This is a genomic window from Priestia koreensis (assembly GCF_001274935.1).
GTDB lineage: Bacteria > Bacillota > Bacilli > Bacillales > Bacillaceae_H > Bacillus_AG > Bacillus_AG koreensis.
The window spans coordinates 63134-85597 of record NZ_LILC01000010.1 but is presented as its reverse complement, the minus strand read 5'-3'; the positions used below and the strand labels follow the sequence as shown (position 1 = coordinate 85597).

Here is a 22464-nt window from a genome sequence, read left to right as displayed (position 1 = left end):
GTGCTTTTCCTTAGCTAGCTGAACGATCAGAATGACCTTTTTGTAATTGATACATGTGATGATATTTCCCGCCCTGCGCCATTAATTCTTCATGATTGCCTCGCTCAACAATTTGCCCTTTATCTAACACGAGAATTTGATCGGCATTTTGAATCGTTGATAATCTATGAGCAATGACAAACGTCGTTCGCCCTTTCTTAACAATCTCTAATGCTTTTTGAATTACAGCCTCTGTTTCCGTATCAATATTTGCGGTTGCTTCATCTAATACGAGAATTGACGGATTAAAAGCTAAGGCTCTTGCAAACGAAATCAATTGTCGCTGTCCAGATGAGAGGGTACTTCCTTTTTCGATCACTGGTTCATCAAAGCCCTTTGGCAAATGCTTCAATAACTCTTCAGCTCCAACGTCTCTCAGTGCTTTTTCTACTTGCTCACGTGAAATGTGTTCGTCTTCTAAGCTAACATTGCTTGCGATGGTGCCAGTGAACAGGAATGGATCCTGCAACACAATAGCCATATGTTTTCGTAAATCCTGTTTTGACATGTTTGCCACATCTTTTCCATCAATTACAATACGGCCCTTCTGAATATCGTAATAGCGGAACAACAAGTTAATAATCGAGCTTTTACCTGAACCCGTATGTCCAACAAGCGCCACCGTTTCTCCCTGATTTGCTTGAAATGAAATATTCTTCAACACATATTCCTCTTCTTTATAAGCAAAAGAAACGTCTTGAAACTCTACATTTCCTTCATAGCGCGGAAGAGTTGGCTTCACGAATTCTTCTTCTTTTTCATCGAGTAGCTCAAATACGCGTTCTGCCGCTACACGTGCTTGCTCAAGTAGCGCTAGCTGATTCACCATTCCCGTAATTGGTTGGAATAGGCGGTTTAAATAATCAACAAAGGCATACAGAACCCCCATAGATAAAATGCTCTCTGCTCTTAGAGAAGCCCCACCAAAATACCAAATCAACAGCACAAAAGCTAAGTTACGCAGCACGTTTACTAAGTTGTGCGACGTTAAGGAATTAAGGTTTAATAATTTATTTTGATACGTAAAATGCTCGTTGTTTAACTGAGCAAATTCACCCATTGTTTCTTTCTGGCGACGAAATGCTTGAATAATCGTCATACCTTGAATCGATTCGTTAACCATACCGTTAATGTCACTGACACGAGCACGAATGACGTGATTATACTTGGACGCGTATTTTCGGTAAATGTACATCCATAGCCCTAATATTGGTACAATAACCATACAAATCATCGCGAGCTTTACATCCAATATCGCAAGGGCAATAAAAATGCCAATGATATAGATGGTGCTAGAGAAAAACGTCGCTAAAAACGTCACGTATAATTCTCGAATCGCTTCTGTATCATTTGTAATTCGTGCTACAACCTTCCCTGCTGGAAGATGATCAAAATATGAAATAGGCAGCTTCTGAATATGATGAAAAACGTCCTTTCTCATCTTTCGTATGATGCTGTTTGATGACATTTGCAGATAGTAATGCTGTCCGTATTGAAAAACAGATGAAATAGCAAGCATCAAAAAGTATATGCCCATTAATACAATGAGAGGTTTCACTTCTGGCTTGTAAAAGGTAAAAAGCTCAGACGTTGTAAGCTTTGTCGCATCATAAGAAGCCGTTTGATCACCTTTTTTTATGACGACTTGCTCCCCCTTATAAGAACGTTCTCCGTCAAAAGTGATAGGGGACTGTAAAAAGTAATAGCTTCTTCCAACAAGCAATACTTGCTTCGGCGTACCTTTTTCACTAGCACGATCTGAACGTTCATACCATTTCCCTTTGTAAAACACAGAGCCTTCATCCTCTGTTGTTTCGTACCACGTTTTCTCAATGCCTAATATGTGTGAATCAATCATTTTCTTTGCGATAAATGGTCCTGCAAGCTCCGTTGCTACCGCAATGGTTAACATGAACAAGGCAATGATAATAATTTTTTTAGATGATAACGCATATTGAACGAGTCGTTTTCCTACGCTCATGCGATCACCCCGCTTTCTGGTTCAATTCCTCTTAATTGTTGGCGATCATATTGCTCCGCGTACCAGCCACCATTTTTCACGAGTTCTTGGTGATTTCCACGTTCAATGACTTCCCCTTCATCCATAACTAAAATAACGTCTGCATGTTCGACCGCTGAAAGTCGGTGCGTCACAATGAAAGTCGTTTTGCCTTCACGTTCAGCACGAATATTTTCAATAATGGCTGATTCCGTTTTAGCATCCACGGCTGATAGAGCATCATCTAAAATTAAAATTTCTGGATTTTCTAAAAGAGCTCTTGCAATAGATATACGCTGTTTTTGCCCACCGGAAAGCGCTACTCCTTTTTCTCCAACAAGCGTATTTAACCCATCTTGTAAATGCTCAATATCTTGGCGAAATGCTGCTAAATCAATCGCTTTGTTAATTTCTTCAGCGCTTGCTTCTTTATTTGCAAAGGCAATATTTTCTCTGACCGTTTTTGAGAAAAGAATATGATCTTGCGGAACGTAGCCGATCCATCCTTGAATATCTTCAATCGCAATCTTTCTCATATCCACATTTGAAATCGAAATTTCACCCTCACCAAGCGGATATTGTCTCAATAACTGTTTAATAATTGTTGTTTTCCCACTTCCCGTTTTACCTACGATTCCGATGGTTTGACCTTTATTTAACGTAAATGTTAGCTGCTTTAAATTTGGAATCGAAGAAGATGGGTACTGAAACGTGACGTCATTGAATTGAAGAACTCCAGGCTCTGAAACAGCTGCTAACGACGTTGCATTTTCCACATCTGCCTTGTAAGAGAGCGTTTCGTTTACGCGATCTAGAGATGCATTACCACGTTGCATGACGTTAATTAATTCTCCTATTGCAAACATTGGCCAAATCATCATCCCAAGATATACGTTAAACGATACAAGTTCACCCAGAGTAATTTCACTATGAAAAACAAGATATGCCCCGTAGCCTAATCCAATCAAATAACTCATCCCAACGAGAATTTTAATGGTGGGCTCAAACAACGCATCAATTTTGGCCACTTCCATATTCTTTTTATAAATATCCTCTGTTAGTTGATCAAATCGGCGTTCGTCTGCTTCTTCTTGCACATAAGCACGAATAACCCTTACACCAGACACTGACTCTAACACTTTGTCATTCATTACACCAAAAGCGTCTTGGGCAATTGTAAAGCGTTCATGAATTCGTTTTCCGAATATATTCATCATTAAAGCCATAATTGGAAGCGGAAGAAGCGCTGCAAGAGTTAGCTTCCAGCTAATTAAAAATCCCATTGTAAATAAAATAGTTAACATAAAGGCACTTGAATCGACCATTGTCATGATCCCGAATCCTGCGGTCGTTGAAATCGCCTTTAAATCGTTCGTTGCTCGCGCCATTAAATCACCTGTACGATTTTTTTCGTAAAAGGTAGGCGTCATTTTTAGTAAGTGCTTCATAAACCTTTTTCGCAGTAGTCGTTCAACAAGAAACGAACCACCGAATAGCTGATACATCCACACGTAGGTGATAATATAACTCACCGCTGCGAGGGCCCCTAATATACTCATGTAACGCCAGAGCGTTCCATCACTTAATGATCCTGCTTGAATTTCGTCAATAGCCATTCCGATGAACTTTGGTGGAATGACGTCTACCACTCCTGCGATAATGAGTAAAATAATCGCAAGGACATACCTTTTCCAATGTTGCCTAAAAAACCAGCCTAATTTCTTTAAAACTGAAAACATTGTATCCTTCTCCTCTCTTGTGTGCGTATTACGTACTAGCCATCACCTGTCTCCACAATTTCCTTTAACATTTTCACGCCATTTCTCATCATTGCTACTTCCTCCTATGCTCTCAATTTTTTATGTCAATTTGCACCGCTAAAATTGGCACAAAATGCACCCAAAAGAAAAAAGGCATATTGCTAAAGCAATATGCCTTCAAATAAAAAAGCACATGCCACGAGATACGTGACTTGTGCTGTTCATTTCCCGTTAATACATAAGTTAAATGGAATAATGAATTGCGGTCACGTCATATAAATCCTTGTTTTCTACCACGATTTGAATCAGTACCTTTTGCATGACGTTCCCTCCTTTAAATTCATATTTTTTCCAACTACTATCTTACCAATTTTAACAATATTTTGTCAATTTGTTTTTTTCGAAGTGCTTTCTGATCAGTACCCCATGTTACCAAAACAATCGTTATTGTTTCTGTTACTATGATAAGTAGCATCAAGCTTTTGCACAAAAATAGAGGCCCCCGTCTTTGGAGGATTACCTCTATTTTCATGACTATTTATTAAGGCGGGCATTTACGGATTACGATCTGATCACTTTCTGATCATAGGAACGAAAAGCCCAGTGGTTGGTAGGGCCGTGTCCTCCACCGATTTCTAGCGTATGCTTGATGGCATAGTGCACGAATTCGGATGCTGTTTCAACTGCTTTTTCAATGGATCTTCCTTTGGCCAATTCTGCCGTTACGCACGCCGCAAACGTGCAGCCCGTTCCATGCGTATGCTTCGTTTCTAGCCTTTGGTGATCGATTTCGATAAAATCGCGACCGTTAAATAGCAGATCCACGATTTTATATTGTTCTTCACCGTGACCGCCCTTAATAACAACAGAAGCTACGCCGAGTGAATGAAGCACTTTTGCCGCCTCTTTTCGATCATTTAAATCATTAATTTTCATTCCTGTTAGCACTTCCGCTTCTGGAAGGTTTGGTGTAATGACCGACGCAATCGGTAAAAGGGATGCTTTTACCTGCTCAACGGCCTCCTCTTGTAGAAGTGGAGATCCACCTTTGGCGATCATCACTGGATCAACCACGATGTTTTTAAAGCCGTAATGCTTCATTTTATCGGCTACCGCTTTCGTAATTTCAGAACTAAATAGCATACCCGTTTTCACTGCATCCGGATATAAATCAGTTGCGATAGAGTCAATTTGTTGCTGAATTCCTTCAATACTTAAAGGATATACTCCTTGTACACCTAACGTATTTTGGGCCGTAACGGCCGTAATCGCAGACATTCCAAATACATGGCGCTCTTGAAATGTTTTTAAATCAGCCTGAATTCCGGCTCCACCGCCGCTATCTGATCCTGCAATTGTCAATGCCTTTGCAATCATTGATATCTGCTCCTTTCTTGATGGCTTTTCTATCCTAAATAGCGATAATAAATCGTTTTGGCCTCTGAGATATCATTCGTACCGTGAATAAAGGCTCGACCATCCTGAAAAACAACAAGACGCTTTTCATCCATTGTTAATGAAACTAAATACGGATTTTGCTCCACTTTTCCGTGAGGACGAAGGCTTTCTGCTACTGCATCTAATGAGCGCTTCATTCCCTCTGCTGGGCGGATCTGCACCGTGTTACGACCACATAAAACAGCGGTCTTTGTTTGGTTTTCATATGCTAAAAAAGGATATGTCGCCTGCTCACCACATGATGGACAATCTGCTTTTTTCACTTTATCAACCGCAATCATCGTATGCTGATTTTTCCATAGATCAAACGAAACGAGCTTTTTACGAAGAGAAGCTTTGTCTTCAACTAGAAGCTTCAGCACCTCCGTTACTTGATAAGAAACGACCATTTGAACAGCTGGAGAAATAATCCCAACCGTATCGCACGTCATTCCGCCCATTGGTACAGTATCTAATAAGCAGGATAAGCAAGGCGTCTCACCTGGTAAAATTGTATAGCTAATCCCATAACTACCAACACATGCTCCGTACACCCACGGTACTTGATGCTTTTGTGCTAAGTCGTTAATAATCAATCTCGTATCAAAGTTATCGGTCGCATCAATAATGACATCCACACCTTGTGTGATGAGGCTCTCTAATTCTTCTATATTGCCATCCATGACGTGAGCATGGATGTTCACAGATGAGTTCACCTCTTGAAGACGATTTTTTGCTGCCACCGCCTTTGGTGTACGACGTTCAGCATTCTCCTCTGTATACAACTGCTGACGCTGCAAATTGCTCCATTCTACATAATCCCGGTCAATAATAGTAACCGTGCCTACACCAGCACGAACAAGAGCTTCAGCACTTGCTGTACCAAGCGCTCCGGCACCGATAATTAACACGTGCTTACTTACGATTTTTTCTTGCCCACTTTTTCCGATTGGCGTAAAAAGCTCCTGTCTTGAATAACGCTCACTGCTCAACTCATACTCATTCCTTCCATCGGACTGCTTGCAGATGCATACCGTTTTACAGGTATTCTACCCGCTTCAAATGATGCGCGACCAGCCTTCATTCCAAGCTTCATGGCACGAGCCATCTTCACCGGGTCCTGTGCGCCTGACACAGCTGTATTAAGCAACACTCCATCCGCCCCTAATTCCATTGCTTTTGCAACGTCTGAGGCTGAGCCTATTCCCGCATCAACGATTACTGGAACACGAGCCTGCTCAATAATAAAACTTAAGTTTAGCGGATTAATAATTCCTTGGCCCGTTCCGATCGGGGAAGCACCTGGCATAATCGCATGAACGCCCAGCTCCTGAAGCTTACGTGCTAGAACGACATCATCTGACGTATATGGTAATACGATAAATCCTTCGTTTAATAATTGTTCGCTTGCTTTTAAGGTTTCAACAGGGTCTGGCAACAACGTTTTGTCACAGCCAATAACCTCTACCTTTACCATATCACATAATCCTGATGCTTTTGCTAATTTTGCAATTCTCACCGCTTCTTCTGCCGTCTTAGCTCCCGCTGTATTTGGTAAAAGCGTATATCGGCTGACATCAATCTCTTCTAAGAAGTTCGGCTGATTTTTTTCAAAAATATTCATTCTTCTGACAGCAAAGGTTAAAATCTCTGTACCTGATTCCTCTACTGCCTTCTTTTGAGTTGCAAAGTCTCCAAACTTCCCTGTGCCTAACAATAAACGTGATTGAAATTCGTATGGTCCAATTTTTAACATCTTCATCCTCCTCCTACAAATGAGACGATTTCAATATGATCGCCGTCTTTTAAGATCGTTTGGTTATGCTGATCTTTTTGTAAAATGTCTTCGTTTACTTCTACAATAACAACTCGTTTTTCAAATTCATAAAATGTTAGCAGTTCATGAACCGTTGCAATAGATGAATGAAGCTTTACATCTTCACCATTAATTTTCACGTTCACTTTTTTTCACCTCACCGTTTGATCTAGTCTCTCAATCGAAAAAGCTTTTCGATAGACGGGATTCATTTGATTATCCTTTATTAAGGAAGCCATTACTTCACCCGTAATCGCACTAAGTAAAATGCCATTTCGAAAATGTCCACATGCCATAAACAAGCTTTTTACTGTCGGATGCTCTCCTAAATACGGATAACCGTCATCCGTCTGTGGACGAAGACCTGCCCAATAATCAATTAAGCTCGCCTCCTTAATAGAAGGCAGAAGCTGCTCAGCTTTCGCAATTAAGGAAGCGACTCCCCTAATAGAAACCTTTTTTTGAAACACATGTGGGAGCTTTGTCGCGCCAATGAAAATACGATGATTTGATTTTGGTACTAAATAAAACCCTTCCTCTAAAAAAATGGTTTTAGAAAGCAGAGGCTTCTCACTCTGTACACATAAACACTCGCCTTTTACAGGGAAAACATTGACGCTAGGTGAACATTCTTTTAGAAATTGATTGGCGTACGCACCAGTGGCAATAACAATTTTGTCTCCGTAAATAGCCTCACCCTCTATTTCTACTCCGTAGGCTTTGTATTCACTGATAAGAAGCTTTTGAACGTTGGTTTCTTCATAAAAATCTACTCCGTAGTAAATACACCCCTTGTGAAATGCCTCTACTAACTTCCTAGGCATAATTTGACCATCATTTGGAATGTACATAGCCCCGTGTAAAGTAGGTGAGAGCTGCGGCTCATACTGTAAGACATCGTTTTGGTTCAACCAAGAAACATTCTGATCCCAGCGCCTGTGCTGTTTCACCTTATTTTGTAAGGTAATCGCTTCGAGCTCGGTCGTTGCTGTTTTTAACACCCCTTCTTGAACAAGTTCAATATCAACACCTGTTATGGATTTTAATTCACCAGCAAGCTCTTTAAATCGTTCTCGTCCTTCTAACGCGAATTCCAATAGTGGTCCTTCTTCATCAATTTCTGCCTGTGCCCCTAAAATACCGGCAGCTGCACAAGAAGCCTCACAACCAATCGTTTGCTTTTCAATAACCGCTACCTTTACTCCAGATTTGGACAAGTGATAAGCGATTGAACAACCAATTACCCCACCACCAACAATAATTACGTCATAGTTCCGCTTCATCTCTTCTCACTCCATTTCAGCAGTTCACTTCGATACTGTTTCACTCTTTCAAGGGGGTTCGTTGATTGAAATACGCCTGACATAACCGCTAGACCATGAGCCCCTGCCTTCATCACTTCTTGAACATGATGAGGTTGAATACCACCAATTGCGATGACAGGTACGCGCACGGAACGAGCAATAGCCTTTAATCCCTGTATTCCTCTCGGCTGCAAATGCTGCTTTGAATCCGTATGATAAATATGACCATAGAGAAGAAAATCAGCTCCTTGCTTCTCCGCTTCAAGTGCTTCTTGAAGACTATGTACCGACTTTCCGACATGTAGATTTAGAAATTCTTGTTTGACTACTCCAACTTCTAGGCTATGATAAGCCAGCTGAACACCACCTATTTTAGATAAGACCGCTACATCTACGCGATCATTTACTATTATTTTTTCTAAAGGAACAGCTACGTGTTTTAGAGACTCAATTAATTGATAAAGCTCGATGGCTGTCTTTTCTTTTTCTCTGATGTGAATGCCGTCCATGTAAGGATGAATTTGTTGAATAATAGAACAGAGTTCCTTACTAGACTGACTTCCAGCGGTCACAACATGAAGAGTAGGTGTATGCGTCACGGTTATTCTCCTTTTTAGTAGTCTAGTAAACACAAAAAACCACTCTACGCGTAGAGTGGTTAGTTCATTCAGAATAAAAGATCTGCTTCACCACTTCCCTACGCTGGTACAAACCAGATCAGGTTCAAAGGGTCCGAATAGTCGTCTCAGCCAAATGGCTCCCCTAGTGTTAAAATAATATAAAGTTTTCCAATTAATTATAACTATAGGATGTTGGTTTGTCTATGCCTGAGATCTCTCTCAAATATCGACACCCCACCACTTTTATCACCCATACCAAAGTACCGACCGGAGATAAAAAGGGACAATTTTTTCGCAAAAACAGGACTACATCTTACTTAACATACCCGTTTTTTGAATATTTTATCATTTTGTAGTTATTTTGTAATATAACTGTAACCTAAAACACTGTCGAATAATGATAGAATATGAATTACTTAGAGAGACAGGAAATATTTTCAGGGGGTACTTAAAAAGATGAAACGACTTATTTCAAGTTTAACACTTGCAGGCATCCTATTAGCTAGTCCAGTAGTTGGACAAGCTGCATTAGGTGATCATACATTAAAACAAGGCATGACACATACAGAGGTTAAACAACTTCAAAGCGTATTGAAATCAAAAGGTTATTTTAAAGGCACAACGACTACATATTTCGGATCAGCTACTGCTGCTGCCGTAAAATCTTTTCAAAAAAGCCGTGGCCTAGGAGCAGATGGTGTTGTCGGAGCAGGAACTTTTAAAGCACTTGGCGTTGTTTCAAAACCAACTTCAAGCGTAAAAGGTGTTGTTTCTTACAGCTCTGCTTCTGTTATTAGCACAGCGAAAAAATACATGAGCGTTCCTTACAAATGGGGCGGTACAACACCAAGCGGTTTTGACTGCAGTGGGTTCTTAAACTATGTATACAAAAAAAGCGCTGGCGTGACATTACCAAGAACAGTTGCCGGTATTTATCAGAAGGGCTCTAAAGTTTCTTCACCAAAAGCAGGAGATATCGTATTCTTCCATACTTACACAAGCGGTGCATCCCATGCGGGGATCTACGTAGGAAATGGCAAGTTTATTCATAGCTCCTCCTCACAGGGCGTATCGATTGCTTCTTTAAGTAACAGCTATTGGTCAAAACGCTATATGGGTGCTAAAAGCGTTCGCTAAATCTTATTAAAAGTACAACCCTAGCAAAAAAGCTAATCCAATTGGATTAGCTTTTTTACGTTCCCCTAGTCTCTTCTTCTCATTTCTGCATTTTATAAAGGAATTCGACAAATTACTAGCCAATTAACTTTCTAAATGAATAAAGGAGGGTTTTACGTTTGAAAAAAAGAAAAAAGTGGTTTCATCATTTCGCTTCTCTATCTGTAGCAACAACCGTTACCTTTTCAGGTTCACTTCTATCAAGTGCCGATACTAGAACGAGCGTATCAAACCAACAAAATATGAGCTCACCTCATTTGTTACAAAACGAGTTCCAAAAAGCAGCGACAGAATTCCATGTCCCGTTGCGCGTTCTTCTCTCTCTATCTTATAATCTCTCACAATTTGAAGATCATGATGGACACCCTAGCACTTCTGGTGGGTACGGACTGATGCACTTAGTTGACCTCCCTACTACGCTCACGGATGATTTAAAAGGTGACGGATCAAATTCCGTTTCCAAACAGCCTTTACAGCAGGCAGCATCGTTAATCCACGAAAAAACAGACGTACTGAAAAAAGATCCTGTTCAAAATATACGAGGAGCAGCAGCTTTACTTGCATACTATGCAAAAGAAAGAACGGGAAGCATTCCAACGTCTGAAGAAGACTGGTACGGTGCAGTAGCACGCTACAGTCAATCTAAAGATACGAACGCAGCGCTAGAGTTTGCAGATGACGTATATAGCACTATTCAAACCGGCATCGTACATACAACGACAGATGGACAAAAAGTTCATATGGCAGCTTCGCCGATCAAGCCGAACTTAAAAAGCGCCAAGAAAATGACGAAAGACAAGGTATACAACCGTGCTGAATGTCCAGCAAACGTTTCCTGTGACTACATTCCAGCCTTTTACGAGCAAAAAAGTGCCAATCCAAGTGACTATAGCAATTATGATGTAGCGGATCGTCCTTCGTTTGGACCTGATATTCGTTATATCGTCATTCACGATACTGAGACGAGCTATGATGGTACGGTTCGCTTGTTTGCAAATCCTTATTCTGCTACCTCTCAATATGTCGTACGCTCTTCTGACGGCCATATCACACAGATGGTCCATAATAAGGACATCGCTTGGCACGCAGGTAATTGGTACTTTAATATGCACTCAGTCGGAATTGAGCATGAAGGCTACGCCCTACAAGGTGCAACGTGGTTTAGTGAACCGATGTATCGTTCTTCTGCAAAGCTTGTCCGCTATTTAGGTCACAAATACAATATTCCGCTTGATCGTGCTCACATTATTGGTCACGAGGAAGTTCCTGGACTATCGCCCGCTAGACAAAGTGCCATGCATTCAGATCCTGGTCCATTTTGGGACTGGGAACATTATATGCAGCTTGTAGGAGCACCCATTACAGCGTCAAAAGGAAAACCATCATCTACAATTGTGACATTAACACCACATTTTAAAACAAATAAGCCGGTAGTAAGCGATGCGTCCCCAGCGATGCAATCTGCTAATTTTATCTATTTCTATACCGAGCCGAGCTTTGATGCTCCCCTCTTTCATGACCCAGCGCTTAAATTTGGTGGTAGTCAGCAAGCGCTTGATTGGGGGAATAAAGGAAAAGCCGGCCAAACCTTTTCATTAGCTGAAACAAAAGGTGATTGGAATGCAATCTGGTATGGCGGACAAAAAGTTTGGTTTTTTAATCCGAACAACCAATATACAACGCATGTAAAAGGAACGCTTATTACACCGAAAAAAGGCAAACAAAACATTCCGGTCTACGGAGCTGCGTATCCTGAAGCATCTGCCTATCCGGAAGATGTCACCCCGCGTGATAACGTACCGCTACAATATACGATTAGCGAAGGACAATATTACGTGACAGCTGAAAAAGCAACAAGCGACTTTTATAACGCCACGACGTATACGTTAAACCCATACGGCGTTCATAAAATGGTCTATGGCAAGGACGAATACTACCGTATTCATCTCAACCATCGCTATGCTTTTGTAAAAGTTGAAGATGTTGATGTAATTGAAAAGTAATCAAAACGAACGATGCGCTTGCATCGTTCGTTTTTTAATCACGTATAAGATTAACGATAATTAACATCAAAAATGAGATTCCAATCATACTTAGCACCCATAGCCATGCTAAGTGCATATTGCCGGAATCAATTGCTAAATAAATAGCTGTAGGGGTCGTCTGCGTCTTTCCAGGGATATTACCTGCAAACATAAGGGTTGCCCCAAATTCCCCTAGTGCCCTTGCCACACTAAGCACGCCTCCGGCTACAATTGACTTGATCGCAAGCGGGATCGATATGCTTTTAAATACCTTCCATTCCCCTGCTCCATCTACACGTGCGGCATCTTCAATATCACGGTCTACTGCCTCTAAGCCTGTTCGTGCAGATTGATACATGAGTGGAAACGCCACGACAATTGCTGAAATAACTGCCGCCCACCACGTAAAAATAATGGGCTGATGAAAGACCCATTCAATCGCTCTTCCTAACGGACTATGTTGTCCAAAAACAACAATTAATAAAAAACCAACGACAGATGGAGGAAGTACAAGAGGTAGTAAAAAAATCGTTTCAACCACCGCTTTCCCCTTAAACGTTTTCCTTGCCATTAATCTAGCACATAAAATACCTAAAATAATAACGATTATTCCGGCTACTACCGATATCTCCAAAGAAAGCTGAAGCGGAGACCAAAAGTTTGTTGTCATAAATCCGTTCCTTTCCACTTCTCACGATAAATCCTACATTCATTTTATTAGAAAACCGCTTAAAAATCACGTATCATAGGTAGAAGCCATGAAACGGAGGGCTTATCGAGTTATTTAGAAAGATTCATATCAATTTTTAAAATTTATTATTTCATGATTTTATGTTTTTAAAAGGGGTACATCATTACTAACTCTCTCATTTTAAGGAGTGATACACGTGATTCATACATTTAAAGCACTTGTAGCAGATAAAACAGACGAAGATTTCTCTCTTTCGATAAAAGAGCTCAATCAAAGCGATCTCCCTGAAGGAGATGTACTCATTAAAGTCTATTATTCTGGCGTCAATTATAAAGATGGTTTAGCCGGAACATCGGACGGGAAGATCGTGTCGTCTTATCCGTTTGTGCCAGGAATTGATCTCGCAGGAATCGTTATGTCTTCTACAGATGAGCGTTTTCAAGAAGGTGACCCTGTTATCGCAACGAGCTATGAAATTGGCGTAACGCATTTTGGTGGCTACAGTGAATACGCGCGCGTGCCAGCGGATTGGGTCGTTCCCCTCCCAGATGGACTGACGCTAAAAGAAGCGATGATCCTAGGAACGGCCGGTTTTACAGCCGCTCTCTCTGTTCATCGTCTAGAAGAAAATGGACTGACGCCTGAAAAAGGGCCTGTTCTTGTAACGGGGGCGACAGGTGGTGTCGGTAGTCTAGCCCTTTCAATGCTTGCAAAGCGTGGTTATACGGTAGAGGCTAGTAGCGGCAAGAGTTCCGCACGCGATTATCTAACGTCTCTTGGTGCAACGAATGTCTTAACAAGAGATGATGTGTATAGTGGAAAATTAAAAGCACTCGATCGTCAGCAATGGGCAGGAGCCGTTGATCCTGTTGGTGGAAAGCAGCTGGCATCTATATTAAGTAAAATACAGTACGGCGGTTCTGTCGCAGTCAGTGGGTTAACAGGTGGAGCCAAAGTTCCCACGTCCGTATTTCCCTTCATTTTACGGGGCGTAAATTTACTTGGCATTGATTCCGTGTACTGTCCTATGTCATTACGTAGAAAGCTGTGGGAACGTATGGCATCTGATCTAAAACCTGCTCAGCTAGAAGATACAGTTCACCGTGAACTTACACTCGGTGAATTGCCTGAGGCGTTACCACAAATTCTAGAAGGAAGCTTAACTGGACGAATGATTGTCCGTATCTAAAAAAACAAGAGGCGAATGTTCGCCTCTTGAGTGTTATTACTATTAGTTTGTTTCTGGCTTATCAGCAGTGACAGAAACTTTCCACCAGTCATCTGCTTTACCACCAACAAGGCTATAATCTTTGACACGTTTGTTAAATCCAAAGATTTCAAAACGATACAGTGTTGGGATAGATGGTGCCTCATCTGCAACTAGCTCTTGCCACTTGTTGTATACGTCTTGGCGATATTTCTCATCGAACGCTTTTGGAGAAATACCTTCTTTTAATAATTTTTGGTTTTCATCACTTACCCAGCGGTTGTAGTTAAATGGAGCCGTTTTGTCCCAAATTCCAGATGGATCTGGATCTGAACCAGTTCCCCAAGCACCTTGATAGATATCCACTTTCGGATCATCTTTTTCTAACATATCATAGAAAGAGTTAAATTCATGTAGACGGCCATCTAGTAGCTGGACATCTAATCCTACTGCTTTCCATGCTTGGATATAATATTTAGCTAATGGCTCGGCAATGTCCCCACCACTCATAGAAGCAAAGTTAATTTTGAATTTCTTTCCGTCTGGATCTTCACGTAAACCATCGCCATCTGTATCTTTGTATCCAGCTTCATCCAACAACTTCTTCGCTTTCTCTGGATCATAGTCGAATCCTTTTACTTTATCATCATGATATTTCGGGAAAGATGGTGGAATTACCGTATTAGCTGGGAAACGTAACCCTTTATAGAAACGCTCACCAACCGTTTTGTTGTCCATTGCATAACCAAATGCTTGACGAACACGCTTGTCAGCAAACTTCGGATTATCCATCACATTGACGCCATTTTTAGTGTCATAATGACCTAATTTAAACCCAATATAAGTGTAAGCTAATCCTGTTTTACCAATAATATTGATATTTTTTAATTTTTCAGCTGACTCATAGCTATCAGCTGAAATTTCTGCGTAGTCGATGTCACCTTTTTGAAGAGATGCAACAGCAGTTGCAGGATTAACTACTTTTAGTAATACTTTATCAAGCTTTGGCTTTCCTCTATAGTAATCATCATTACGTTCAAATTCAACAGACTCTCCTGGAACCATTTTTTTGATTTTGAATGGTCCGAACCCGATTGGGTTTTTGCGAATTTGATCAGAACTATCAAGTTTATCAATCGGAATACCTGCTAAGTATTTTTTAGGCAGCGGTGTTGTCCATAACCCAGTTAATACAGAAGGGTTTGCTTCTTTAAATGTGATTGAAATTGTTTTATCGTCAACCACTTTGACACCTGAAATTTTATCAGCTTTTCCATCATGATATTCTGTCATACCTTCAATACCTTGCATTTGTGCATCGTAACGTGGACCAGTATACTTCTTATTGCCAATTACTTCATAAGCATACTCCAAGTCTTCAGCTGTTACAGGATCACCGTTATGCCAGTTGACATTGTCTCTGATTTTTAACGTAATTGTTTTATCCTCGTTGGATAATTCATACGTCGCTGCTCCATCTTGATTGTATATATAGTTATCATCTGTTTCTAATAATGGCTCATCAAAGAATTGTAACACCTCTGCGTCTGGTGCCCCTTCATAATACGCTAGGTTTAAAACTCCTTCAAAAGGAGTGTCAGAAACTAGACCGTAAGTAAATGTTCCACCTTTAACCTCGTCTTTATCATTCTTTAAGCTAGTGGAAAATTTAGAAGTTTCAACTTTCTTAGGAGGTGGTCCACTTGGTGTTCCATTTGTGCTCTTACCGCTTCCTTCTTCATTACCACCACAAGCAGCTAACAAAAGTGATGATACGGCTAATGTACTTAAAACTTTTCTAACTGATTTGATTCCCATACTATTTTTCCCCCTTTTAGGCTTTTCTCTGTCTAGCGTCAGCCGCTCTATTTAAAGCTTGGCCGATAAAATTTATACTTAACATCAGAACTAAAATCATTGCTGATGCTGGTACCCACACCCACCATTTATTCTGTAAAACTTCTGGATTACTTGCATAACTTACTAATGTCCCTAAGCTCGGACTACTCTCTGGCAAACCAAATCCTAGATAGGTTAAACCAGACTCAATCCCAATATTCCCTGCAAGGTTTAGTGTAAAGTTAACTACAATGAGTGAACTTACGTTAGGAAGAATTTGAAAAAGAATAATTTTCCAATGAGGGGTTCCTAACGTCTGAGACGCTGCTACGTAATCTAACTCTCTTTCAGCCAAAACTTTTGATCGTATAAGCCTCGCTTTACCTACCCATAAAAATGCGGACATGATCAGAATAAAGTTCAATATTGAAAATTCAGGAATTACTACTACAAACACGATAACAAGCATTAAGAATGGTAGAGCCAAAATAAAATCAATAATACGCATGATAATATTGTCTACTACTCCGCCAAAATATCCTGCTAGTAATCCTAAAGTAAGACCAATAAACACAGTGATTAAAGTAATACATAACCCAATTGTGAAGGAGTTTCGCGTACCAATGATCAACTGACCAAAAATGTCACGACCACCATAATCAGTACCTAACCAATGATAAGATGAAGGTTCTTGATAGATTGCAAAAAAGTCAATTTTAACAATTTCATCTTGACTCAAAATAACTGAAACTCCGTATACTGCTATTAAAATAAGTGTCAATAGGATAAGAGATCCCATTGCCAATTTATCTTTTTTAAATTCATTCCAAACAATTCTAAATCCCGAAGGACTTTTTTCTATTTTTTCAATAGCGGCATCTTTTCTTACTACTTCCATATTTATTTCCCCCCTACTCGATGCGAATCCTTGGATCTACCCAGCTTAAAATCATATCTGATAAAAGCGTTCCAACTAGCGAAGCAAGACTCGTCATCAAGACAAGAGCTGTTACGACACTGTAGTCACGCAAATTAATAGATGAGACAAATAGCTGGCCAATTCCAGGGTAACTAAAGATGTTTTCAACGAAAACCGCTCCTCCAATTACACCTGTGATTTCATATCCTAAAAAGGCTGCAACCGGTAATAGGGAGTTTCTTAAGATATGGCTAGAGTATACTTTTGATTCAGGTACCCCTTTTGAACGTGCTGTTCGTGGGAAATCCTTAAACTTTGTTTCAATAATTTCATTACGTAAATATTGCACGGTAACGGTTGTGGCAATTAGTGCCTGAGAGAACGCAGGTAAAATCATATGATTAATTTTACTTAAGAAATATGCAAACGTTCCTGATTCAACCTGAGGATCAATCGATCCTCCCGTAGGGAACAAATCCCACTTAAATCCAAATAAGAATAAAACAACAAGTGCAAAGATAAATAACGGTGTTGCAAATGTTAAATAGTTGTATCCAGTGACAATTTTATCAGGCCACCTATCATTCCAGCGCCCACTTATAATTCCCATTGGAATAGCTAATGCATAGGTTAAAATAAGTGTCAAAATTCCTAGCCAAATCGTATTTACTAATCGATCACCAACAATCTCTGTTACTGGTAATTTATGAGTATATGATTTACCGAAATCTCCTTGTGCAACATTTTTAATCCACCGCACATATTGAACGGGAACAGCATCATTTAACCCTAGCTTTTCACGTTGTTCAGCTATAGAAGCAGGATCTGCATTTGGATTCTGCGCTCTACCTGTCAGAGCATCTCCTGGCATCGCTTTCGCTAAACAGAAGACTAAAATACTGACAATAAAAAGCTGAGGGATCATAATCAATATGCGTCGTAAAATTAGTTTTATCATAATTTTCCCTCTCCTTATGGCAATGCGACTCGATGTGTATTTGAAACAGGCTGCAAGTCGAATGCTCTACCATCTTTGTCGAAATAAGTATTGTATGACTCTTTATATTCCTTAGCCACATCTCTTCTAAAGTTAACTGATTGCTCTCGATATTCCGGTCGAATATCAGGAATAGCCGCAATTAGTCTCTTCGTGTAGATGTGCTGAGGATTTTCATATATTTCGTCACTCGTTCCTTCTTCAACAAGGCGGCCTCGATACATAACGCCCATTCGTGTACACATATGTCGGATTACCCCTAAGTCATGACCTATAAATAGGTATGTGAGGTTAAATTCCTTTTGCAAATCTTGTAAGAAATTCAGCACCTGAGCTTGTACAGATACGTCTAATGCCGATACGGGCTCATCTGCAATAATTAGCTTCGGCTTTAATGTAAGAGCTCTAGCAATTCCAATCCGCTGTCTTTGTCCCCCAGAAAATTCATGAGGATATTTAAAGATTGCATCCGATGGTAATCCTACTTTACTTAAATATTCCTGAACCATCCTTCTCTCCTCGGTAGGAGACATGCGCTCAAAATTACGAATTGGTTCTGATATGATATCAATGAGACGTTTTTTAGGATTTAAAGATGAATATGGATCCTGAAAAATCATCTGAATGTCTTTTTTGTACGGTTTAAACTCGCTTCTACTTAGAGAAGCAAGGTCTTTACCCCCAAAGTGAACTTCTCCACTAGTAATCTTGTTTAATCCCATAATTGCTTTACCAGTAGTTGATTTTCCACTTCCTGATTCCCCTACTAATCCGTACGTTTCACCAGCCTGTAGTTCAAATGAAACGTCATCAACGGCCTTTACATGGCCCACAACTCGTTTAAAGAAACCGCCCTTTACAGGGAAATGAACCTTTAGGTTATTTACTCTGAGCAATGTCATGGTTGATCTCTTCTCCTTCAGCATTTTTGAAATAGAAGTGCTTATAGCATGTACATCTTACATGATGGCCAGGAAATACTTCGTGAAGTTCCGGAGTTTCCTCATGCAGTCCATCTTCAATCCATGGAATACGGCCTTTGAAGCGACAGCCTTTTCTTGGAAGGTTCACAAGAGACGGCACAACTCCTTCAATAACATGAAGACGATTTTGAACACTTGTTGTAGTAGGAACTGAGTTTAGTAGTGAACGTGTATATGGGTGTTGAGGACGATTAAATATTTCATCAACTGTCCCTGTTTCAATTACTTGCCCCGCGTACATCACAACCACTCGATCTGCTACTTCAGCTACAACACTTAAATCATGCGTAATGAGAACAACTCCCATACCATTTGCTTCTTGAATCGATTTAAGTAAATCTAAAATTTGCGCTTGAATCGTTACGTCTAACGCTGTTGTTGGTTCATCCGCAATGATAAGCGACGGATTACAAGCAATCGCGATTGCAATCATCGCACGTTGTCTCATCCCACCGGATAGTTCATGTGGAAACTGCTTGTACGTCAGTTCTGGTTTCGGAATCCCAACTTGATCTAACAGTTCACATGCGCGATCTTTTCGCTGATTTTTCGAAAGATCAGTATGATAAGATAAACTCTCTTCAATTTGTTTCCCTATAGTCATTAGAGGATTAAGAGCTGTTAACGGCTCCTGAAAGATCATACTAATTTCTTTCCCTCTATACTTATTCATTTGAGCATTAGATAGACTTAAAACATCTTTACCTTTATATAAGATTTTTCCATCCATCTTTGTTCTTTCACTATTATGCAACCTGTTAATAGAAAGAGCCAAAGCACTTTTTCCACATCCAGATTCCCCTACTATAGCTACAATTTCGTTCGAATTGACCGTAATGGATACATCATCAACAGCTGCATAATACTTGTCTTTAATTTTAAACGATGTTGATAAATTTTTAATTTCTAACAAATGTTCCCCCATAACTAGCCTCCTGTTACTTCTGTCACGATAAGAACTGTTGTAGTTCCCAAGATCTTTTTGACAAGAGTGATCGTTTGCTTGACCAGCTGATATTTTTCAGCTTCTAATACAACTATCCCTACATTTATACTTGGTTTTTGAAGCAATGAATTATTGCCTGTGTTCCTGCTTTTTCTTTTTTTAATTAGCAAGATGCACCTTCTACCTCATTGCCTGTCATTACCATGTCAGAAAAGTTAGATAATTAAAAGCGCATTTGGTTTATATAAAAGGTGACTTTTGTACCGAATATAGTTAGTAGGAATGTTCCCGAATTATTTTTATAATTTAAAATTTCGGAAAAATTTAAATATATTTTATTAATATTATTATTATGGATATATCTACTATATGTCAAGACTATTTTTACATATAATGTCGATGATGGAAGAGATATTATATTACATTTTCAACTAATTTTATGTTAATTTATTGTTAAAATGCCGTTTGTATGGGTTTTTATTCTTCCCATAAGTTTTAAAATTGTTTTTCCAGAAAAATAATTATTGAATTTTTTTATCATAGTTTCAAATTTTATTATTATATTCGTTTGTAAATTTTTTGTCGAAACTGTAGGCCTTTGTTATTACAATTTACTTTTTCCCACAAAAAACAACAGAAAAAAGACAGCTTTTGCGGCTGTCTTTTTTATTATTCTATCATAGTCTCTACTCGATCGGCTCATGATTTAATTTTTTATAGCGTCTTTGCAATTTTATCAATCGTGCCAAATGTAGAATGACCGTTTTTGCTACCGCATACGTTGGAATCGCTAAAATCATGCCAATAGGTCCTGCTAGTTTCCCTGCAACTAATAGTAAAACGATAATGGTCAACGGATGCGTGTCCAATCGTTTTCCAATCACTAACGGTGAAATTAAGTGTCCATCTAGCTGTTGCACGATTACAACAACGACAATCACCAATACCGCCTTAAAAGGTGAGTCCAACAGCCCAATAATAACAGCTGGTGTAACTCCGATGAATGGTCCTAGATATGGGATGATGTTTGTAATCCCTACTAACACTCCTAGAAGAAGCGCATATTTTAACCCGATAATAAAATATCCGATTGAAGTAACAACGGCCACGAATAGCGCAACAAGCATTTGTCCTTGAATGTAAACAGCAAGGGTTTTGTTCATTTCTTCCATAATTGTTAGACCCTCTTCACGATAAGAGGCTGGGAAGAAACGCATTGTTGCCTTTGGAAGTCGATTTCCGTCCTTTAACATATAAAACAAAATGAACGGTACCGTTACAATCGTTAACGCAACGTTTGTGACCATTCCAAAAATGTTTTGGAGACTGTTTGTCACTGTATTTGATGATCCAGGCGAAGCATTCATTGCCCAGTCTTTTGCCTTATCAAGCGGTACATAATCTTGATTTATTGTCCACTTGAACCATTTTGTATGAGACAAGTGGTTCATGTAGCTTTGAATTTTATCAATATTTTTTGGGATGCTATTAATTAACTCCGTAATTTGTGATACCAAAAGTGGTCCTACTAAATTAACAATTAGTGTAATAATTCCGATGAATACAATATAAAGAAGCAAAATAGCCAACACTTTCGGAATTTTTATTTTCTGTAAAAACCCGACTACAGGACTGAACAGGAAGTATAGAAACCCTGCTACGATAATTGGTAGGAAGATTGTTGAAATAAACACAACAATCGGTGTGAATAAAAAGGACATCTTCGTACAGATAAAGATAATAAGAACAATCATTAAAATTTGAAATGTCCAAAATTGAAATTTTGATTTCATAAACATAAGGTGTTCTCCTATTACTTGCTAAATTAATTTGCGTTTTCGCTTAAGAACTTACTCTTTCAGAAGGCTGTTGATTGCCTAAGCCTGCATTAGAACGATTAATACATTTCTTTCCTGAAACGCGACACTGACGAATTGCGTTAATTTCCCCTCCAATTAAAATAGCAAATCCGGAAAGGTACAACCATGTCAGTAACACAATGACTGCTCCTAGACTTCCATAAGTCGCGTTAAAGTTCCCGAATTGTGAAACATAGAAAGAAAATGCAAGAGAAATAATTTGCCAAAGTACCGTGCCAATAATTGCTCCTAAATAGGCTTCTTTGAAAGTCACTTTTTCGTTTGGTGCAAGCATGTACAAAACGGTTAATACTGCACACATAGTAAGGAAAGAGAATATGAAGCGACTAACATTTAAAACAATTTGATTGTCTGCTACAGATGGAAGATAGCTACTGACAAAATCAATAATTACGCTTCCGAATATGGGAAGTGCCAGCGTGATAACAAACGTTAGGACCAATCCTATCGTCATGATAAGCGCATGGAGCCTAACTTTCCAAAACGGTCTTGTCTCCTCTACAAGGAACGCCTTATTCAACGATCGAATTAATGCATTTGCACCGTTTGAAGCCGACCACAGCGTTGCCAAAATCCCAAAAGAGAGCAGACCACCGTGAGGATTGTTCAGTAGCTCCCCAATGTGGCTTGTAAGCATATCCCCTGTTTCTCCAGGAGCGTATTGCTTAATAATGTCTGTAATTTCAGTGGCATCCAATGAAAAATATGGAAGGATTGAAACCATAAAGATTAACAGTGGAAAAAGGGAAAGCAAGAAATAGTAGGCTAGAACTGCCGCCAGGTCACTTACTTCGTTTATTTTTATTCTTTCCATCAATTCTTTTATC

Annotated in this window: 20 protein-coding genes and 1 riboswitch; of the genes, 3 read left to right on the top strand and 17 right to left on the bottom strand. The window is 39.6% G+C overall.

Going from position 1 to position 22464, the window contains the following annotated elements:
* Positions 1–10: 10 nt before the first annotated feature.
* The 8 genes from AMD01_RS07120 to tenI form a co-directional block, all read right to left on the bottom strand.
* On the bottom strand, positions 11–2020 hold the full coding sequence (locus tag AMD01_RS07120; RefSeq protein WP_053400708.1) for an ABC transporter ATP-binding protein: 2010 nt from the start codon (positions 2018–2020) through the stop codon (positions 11–13).
* Entirely contained in the window at positions 2017–3777 is a 1761-nt protein-coding gene (locus tag AMD01_RS07115) for an ABC transporter ATP-binding protein (protein WP_053400707.1), read from the bottom strand. The genes AMD01_RS07120 and AMD01_RS07115 overlap by 4 nt, the downstream gene beginning before the upstream one ends.
* Before the next feature lie 582 nt (positions 3778–4359).
* Positions 4360–5175, bottom strand: coding sequence for a bifunctional hydroxymethylpyrimidine kinase/phosphomethylpyrimidine kinase (thiD, locus tag AMD01_RS07110; RefSeq protein ID WP_053400706.1), 816 nt, complete (start codon positions 5173–5175; stop codon positions 4360–4362).
* 29 nt (positions 5176–5204) lie between these two features.
* Complete coding sequence (locus tag AMD01_RS07105) at positions 5205–6227, bottom strand: thiazole biosynthesis adenylyltransferase ThiF (protein WP_053400705.1); 1023 nt, start codon at positions 6225–6227, stop codon at positions 5205–5207.
* The gene (locus AMD01_RS07100; RefSeq protein ID WP_053400704.1) at positions 6224–6991 is read right to left on the bottom strand and encodes a thiazole synthase; all 768 of its coding nucleotides are present in this window, start codon (positions 6989–6991) and stop codon (positions 6224–6226) included. Before AMD01_RS07100 ends, AMD01_RS07105 begins: the two co-directional genes overlap by 4 nt.
* 2 nt (positions 6992–6993) lie before the next feature.
* Positions 6994–7197, bottom strand: coding sequence for a sulfur carrier protein ThiS (thiS, locus tag AMD01_RS07095; RefSeq protein WP_053400703.1), 204 nt, complete (start codon positions 7195–7197; stop codon positions 6994–6996).
* A gap of 6 nt (positions 7198–7203) precedes the next feature.
* Positions 7204–8334: a glycine oxidase ThiO gene (thiO, locus tag AMD01_RS07090; RefSeq protein WP_053400702.1), complete on the bottom strand. Its 1131-nt coding sequence runs from the start codon at positions 8332–8334 to the stop codon at positions 7204–7206.
* Positions 8331–8954, bottom strand: a complete 624-nt coding sequence (gene tenI, locus AMD01_RS07085; RefSeq protein ID WP_053400701.1) for a thiazole tautomerase TenI — start codon at positions 8952–8954, stop codon at positions 8331–8333. The genes thiO and tenI overlap by 4 nt, the downstream gene beginning before the upstream one ends.
* A 78-nt stretch (positions 8955–9032) precedes the next feature.
* A riboswitch (TPP riboswitch) is annotated at positions 9033–9129 on the bottom strand.
* A gap of 302 nt (positions 9130–9431) precedes the next feature.
* Between tenI and AMD01_RS07080 the strand changes: the two genes are divergently transcribed.
* Entirely contained in the window at positions 9432–10112 is a 681-nt protein-coding gene (locus AMD01_RS07080; protein ID WP_053400700.1) for a C40 family peptidase, read from the top strand.
* 158 nt (positions 10113–10270) lie between these two features.
* Positions 10271–12154: an N-acetylmuramoyl-L-alanine amidase gene (locus tag AMD01_RS07075; protein WP_053400699.1), complete on the top strand. Its 1884-nt coding sequence runs from the start codon at positions 10271–10273 to the stop codon at positions 12152–12154.
* Between the two features lie 34 nt (positions 12155–12188).
* On the opposite strand, the gene modB is transcribed toward AMD01_RS07075, so the two are convergent.
* Positions 12189–12845, bottom strand: coding sequence for a molybdate ABC transporter permease subunit (gene modB, locus AMD01_RS07070; protein WP_053400698.1), 657 nt, complete (start codon positions 12843–12845; stop codon positions 12189–12191).
* 217 nt (positions 12846–13062) lie between these two features.
* Here modB and AMD01_RS07065 point away from each other — a divergent pair, with 217 nt between their 5' ends.
* Complete coding sequence (locus AMD01_RS07065; RefSeq protein ID WP_083446464.1) at positions 13063–14055, top strand: NADPH:quinone oxidoreductase family protein; 993 nt, start codon at positions 13063–13065, stop codon at positions 14053–14055.
* Positions 14056–14097: 42 nt separating this feature from the next.
* Here the strand turns inward: AMD01_RS07065 and opp4A are convergent, their stop codons facing one another.
* From opp4A to AMD01_RS07025, 8 genes are all read right to left on the bottom strand, one after another.
* Positions 14098–15891: an oligopeptide ABC transporter substrate-binding protein gene (gene opp4A, locus AMD01_RS07060; RefSeq protein WP_053400697.1), complete on the bottom strand. Its 1794-nt coding sequence runs from the start codon at positions 15889–15891 to the stop codon at positions 14098–14100.
* A gap of 16 nt (positions 15892–15907) precedes the next feature.
* The gene (locus tag AMD01_RS07055) at positions 15908–16810 is read right to left on the bottom strand and encodes an ABC transporter permease (RefSeq protein WP_053400696.1); all 903 of its coding nucleotides are present in this window, start codon (positions 16808–16810) and stop codon (positions 15908–15910) included.
* A gap of 13 nt (positions 16811–16823) precedes the next feature.
* Positions 16824–17789, bottom strand: coding sequence for an oligopeptide ABC transporter permease (gene opp4B / locus AMD01_RS07050; RefSeq protein ID WP_053400695.1), 966 nt, complete (start codon positions 17787–17789; stop codon positions 16824–16826).
* A 14-nt stretch (positions 17790–17803) separates the two neighbouring features.
* On the bottom strand, positions 17804–18730 hold the full coding sequence (locus tag AMD01_RS07045; RefSeq protein ID WP_053400694.1) for an ABC transporter ATP-binding protein: 927 nt from the start codon (positions 18728–18730) through the stop codon (positions 17804–17806).
* Positions 18708–19736, bottom strand: a complete 1029-nt coding sequence (locus tag AMD01_RS07040) for an ABC transporter ATP-binding protein (protein ID WP_053400693.1) — start codon at positions 19734–19736, stop codon at positions 18708–18710. The genes AMD01_RS07045 and AMD01_RS07040 overlap by 23 nt, the downstream gene beginning before the upstream one ends.
* 2 nt (positions 19737–19738) lie before the next feature.
* On the bottom strand, positions 19739–19927 hold the full coding sequence (locus AMD01_RS07035) for a hypothetical protein (protein WP_053400692.1): 189 nt from the start codon (positions 19925–19927) through the stop codon (positions 19739–19741).
* 516 nt (positions 19928–20443) lie between these two features.
* Positions 20444–21550 (bottom strand): AI-2E family transporter, encoded by a 1107-nt coding sequence (locus AMD01_RS07030; RefSeq protein ID WP_053400738.1) that lies wholly within the window; start codon positions 21548–21550, stop codon positions 20444–20446.
* A gap of 49 nt (positions 21551–21599) precedes the next feature.
* Entirely contained in the window at positions 21600–22451 is an 852-nt protein-coding gene (locus AMD01_RS07025; RefSeq protein WP_169775941.1) for a YihY/virulence factor BrkB family protein, read from the bottom strand.
* Between the last annotated feature and the right edge of the window lie 13 nt (positions 22452–22464).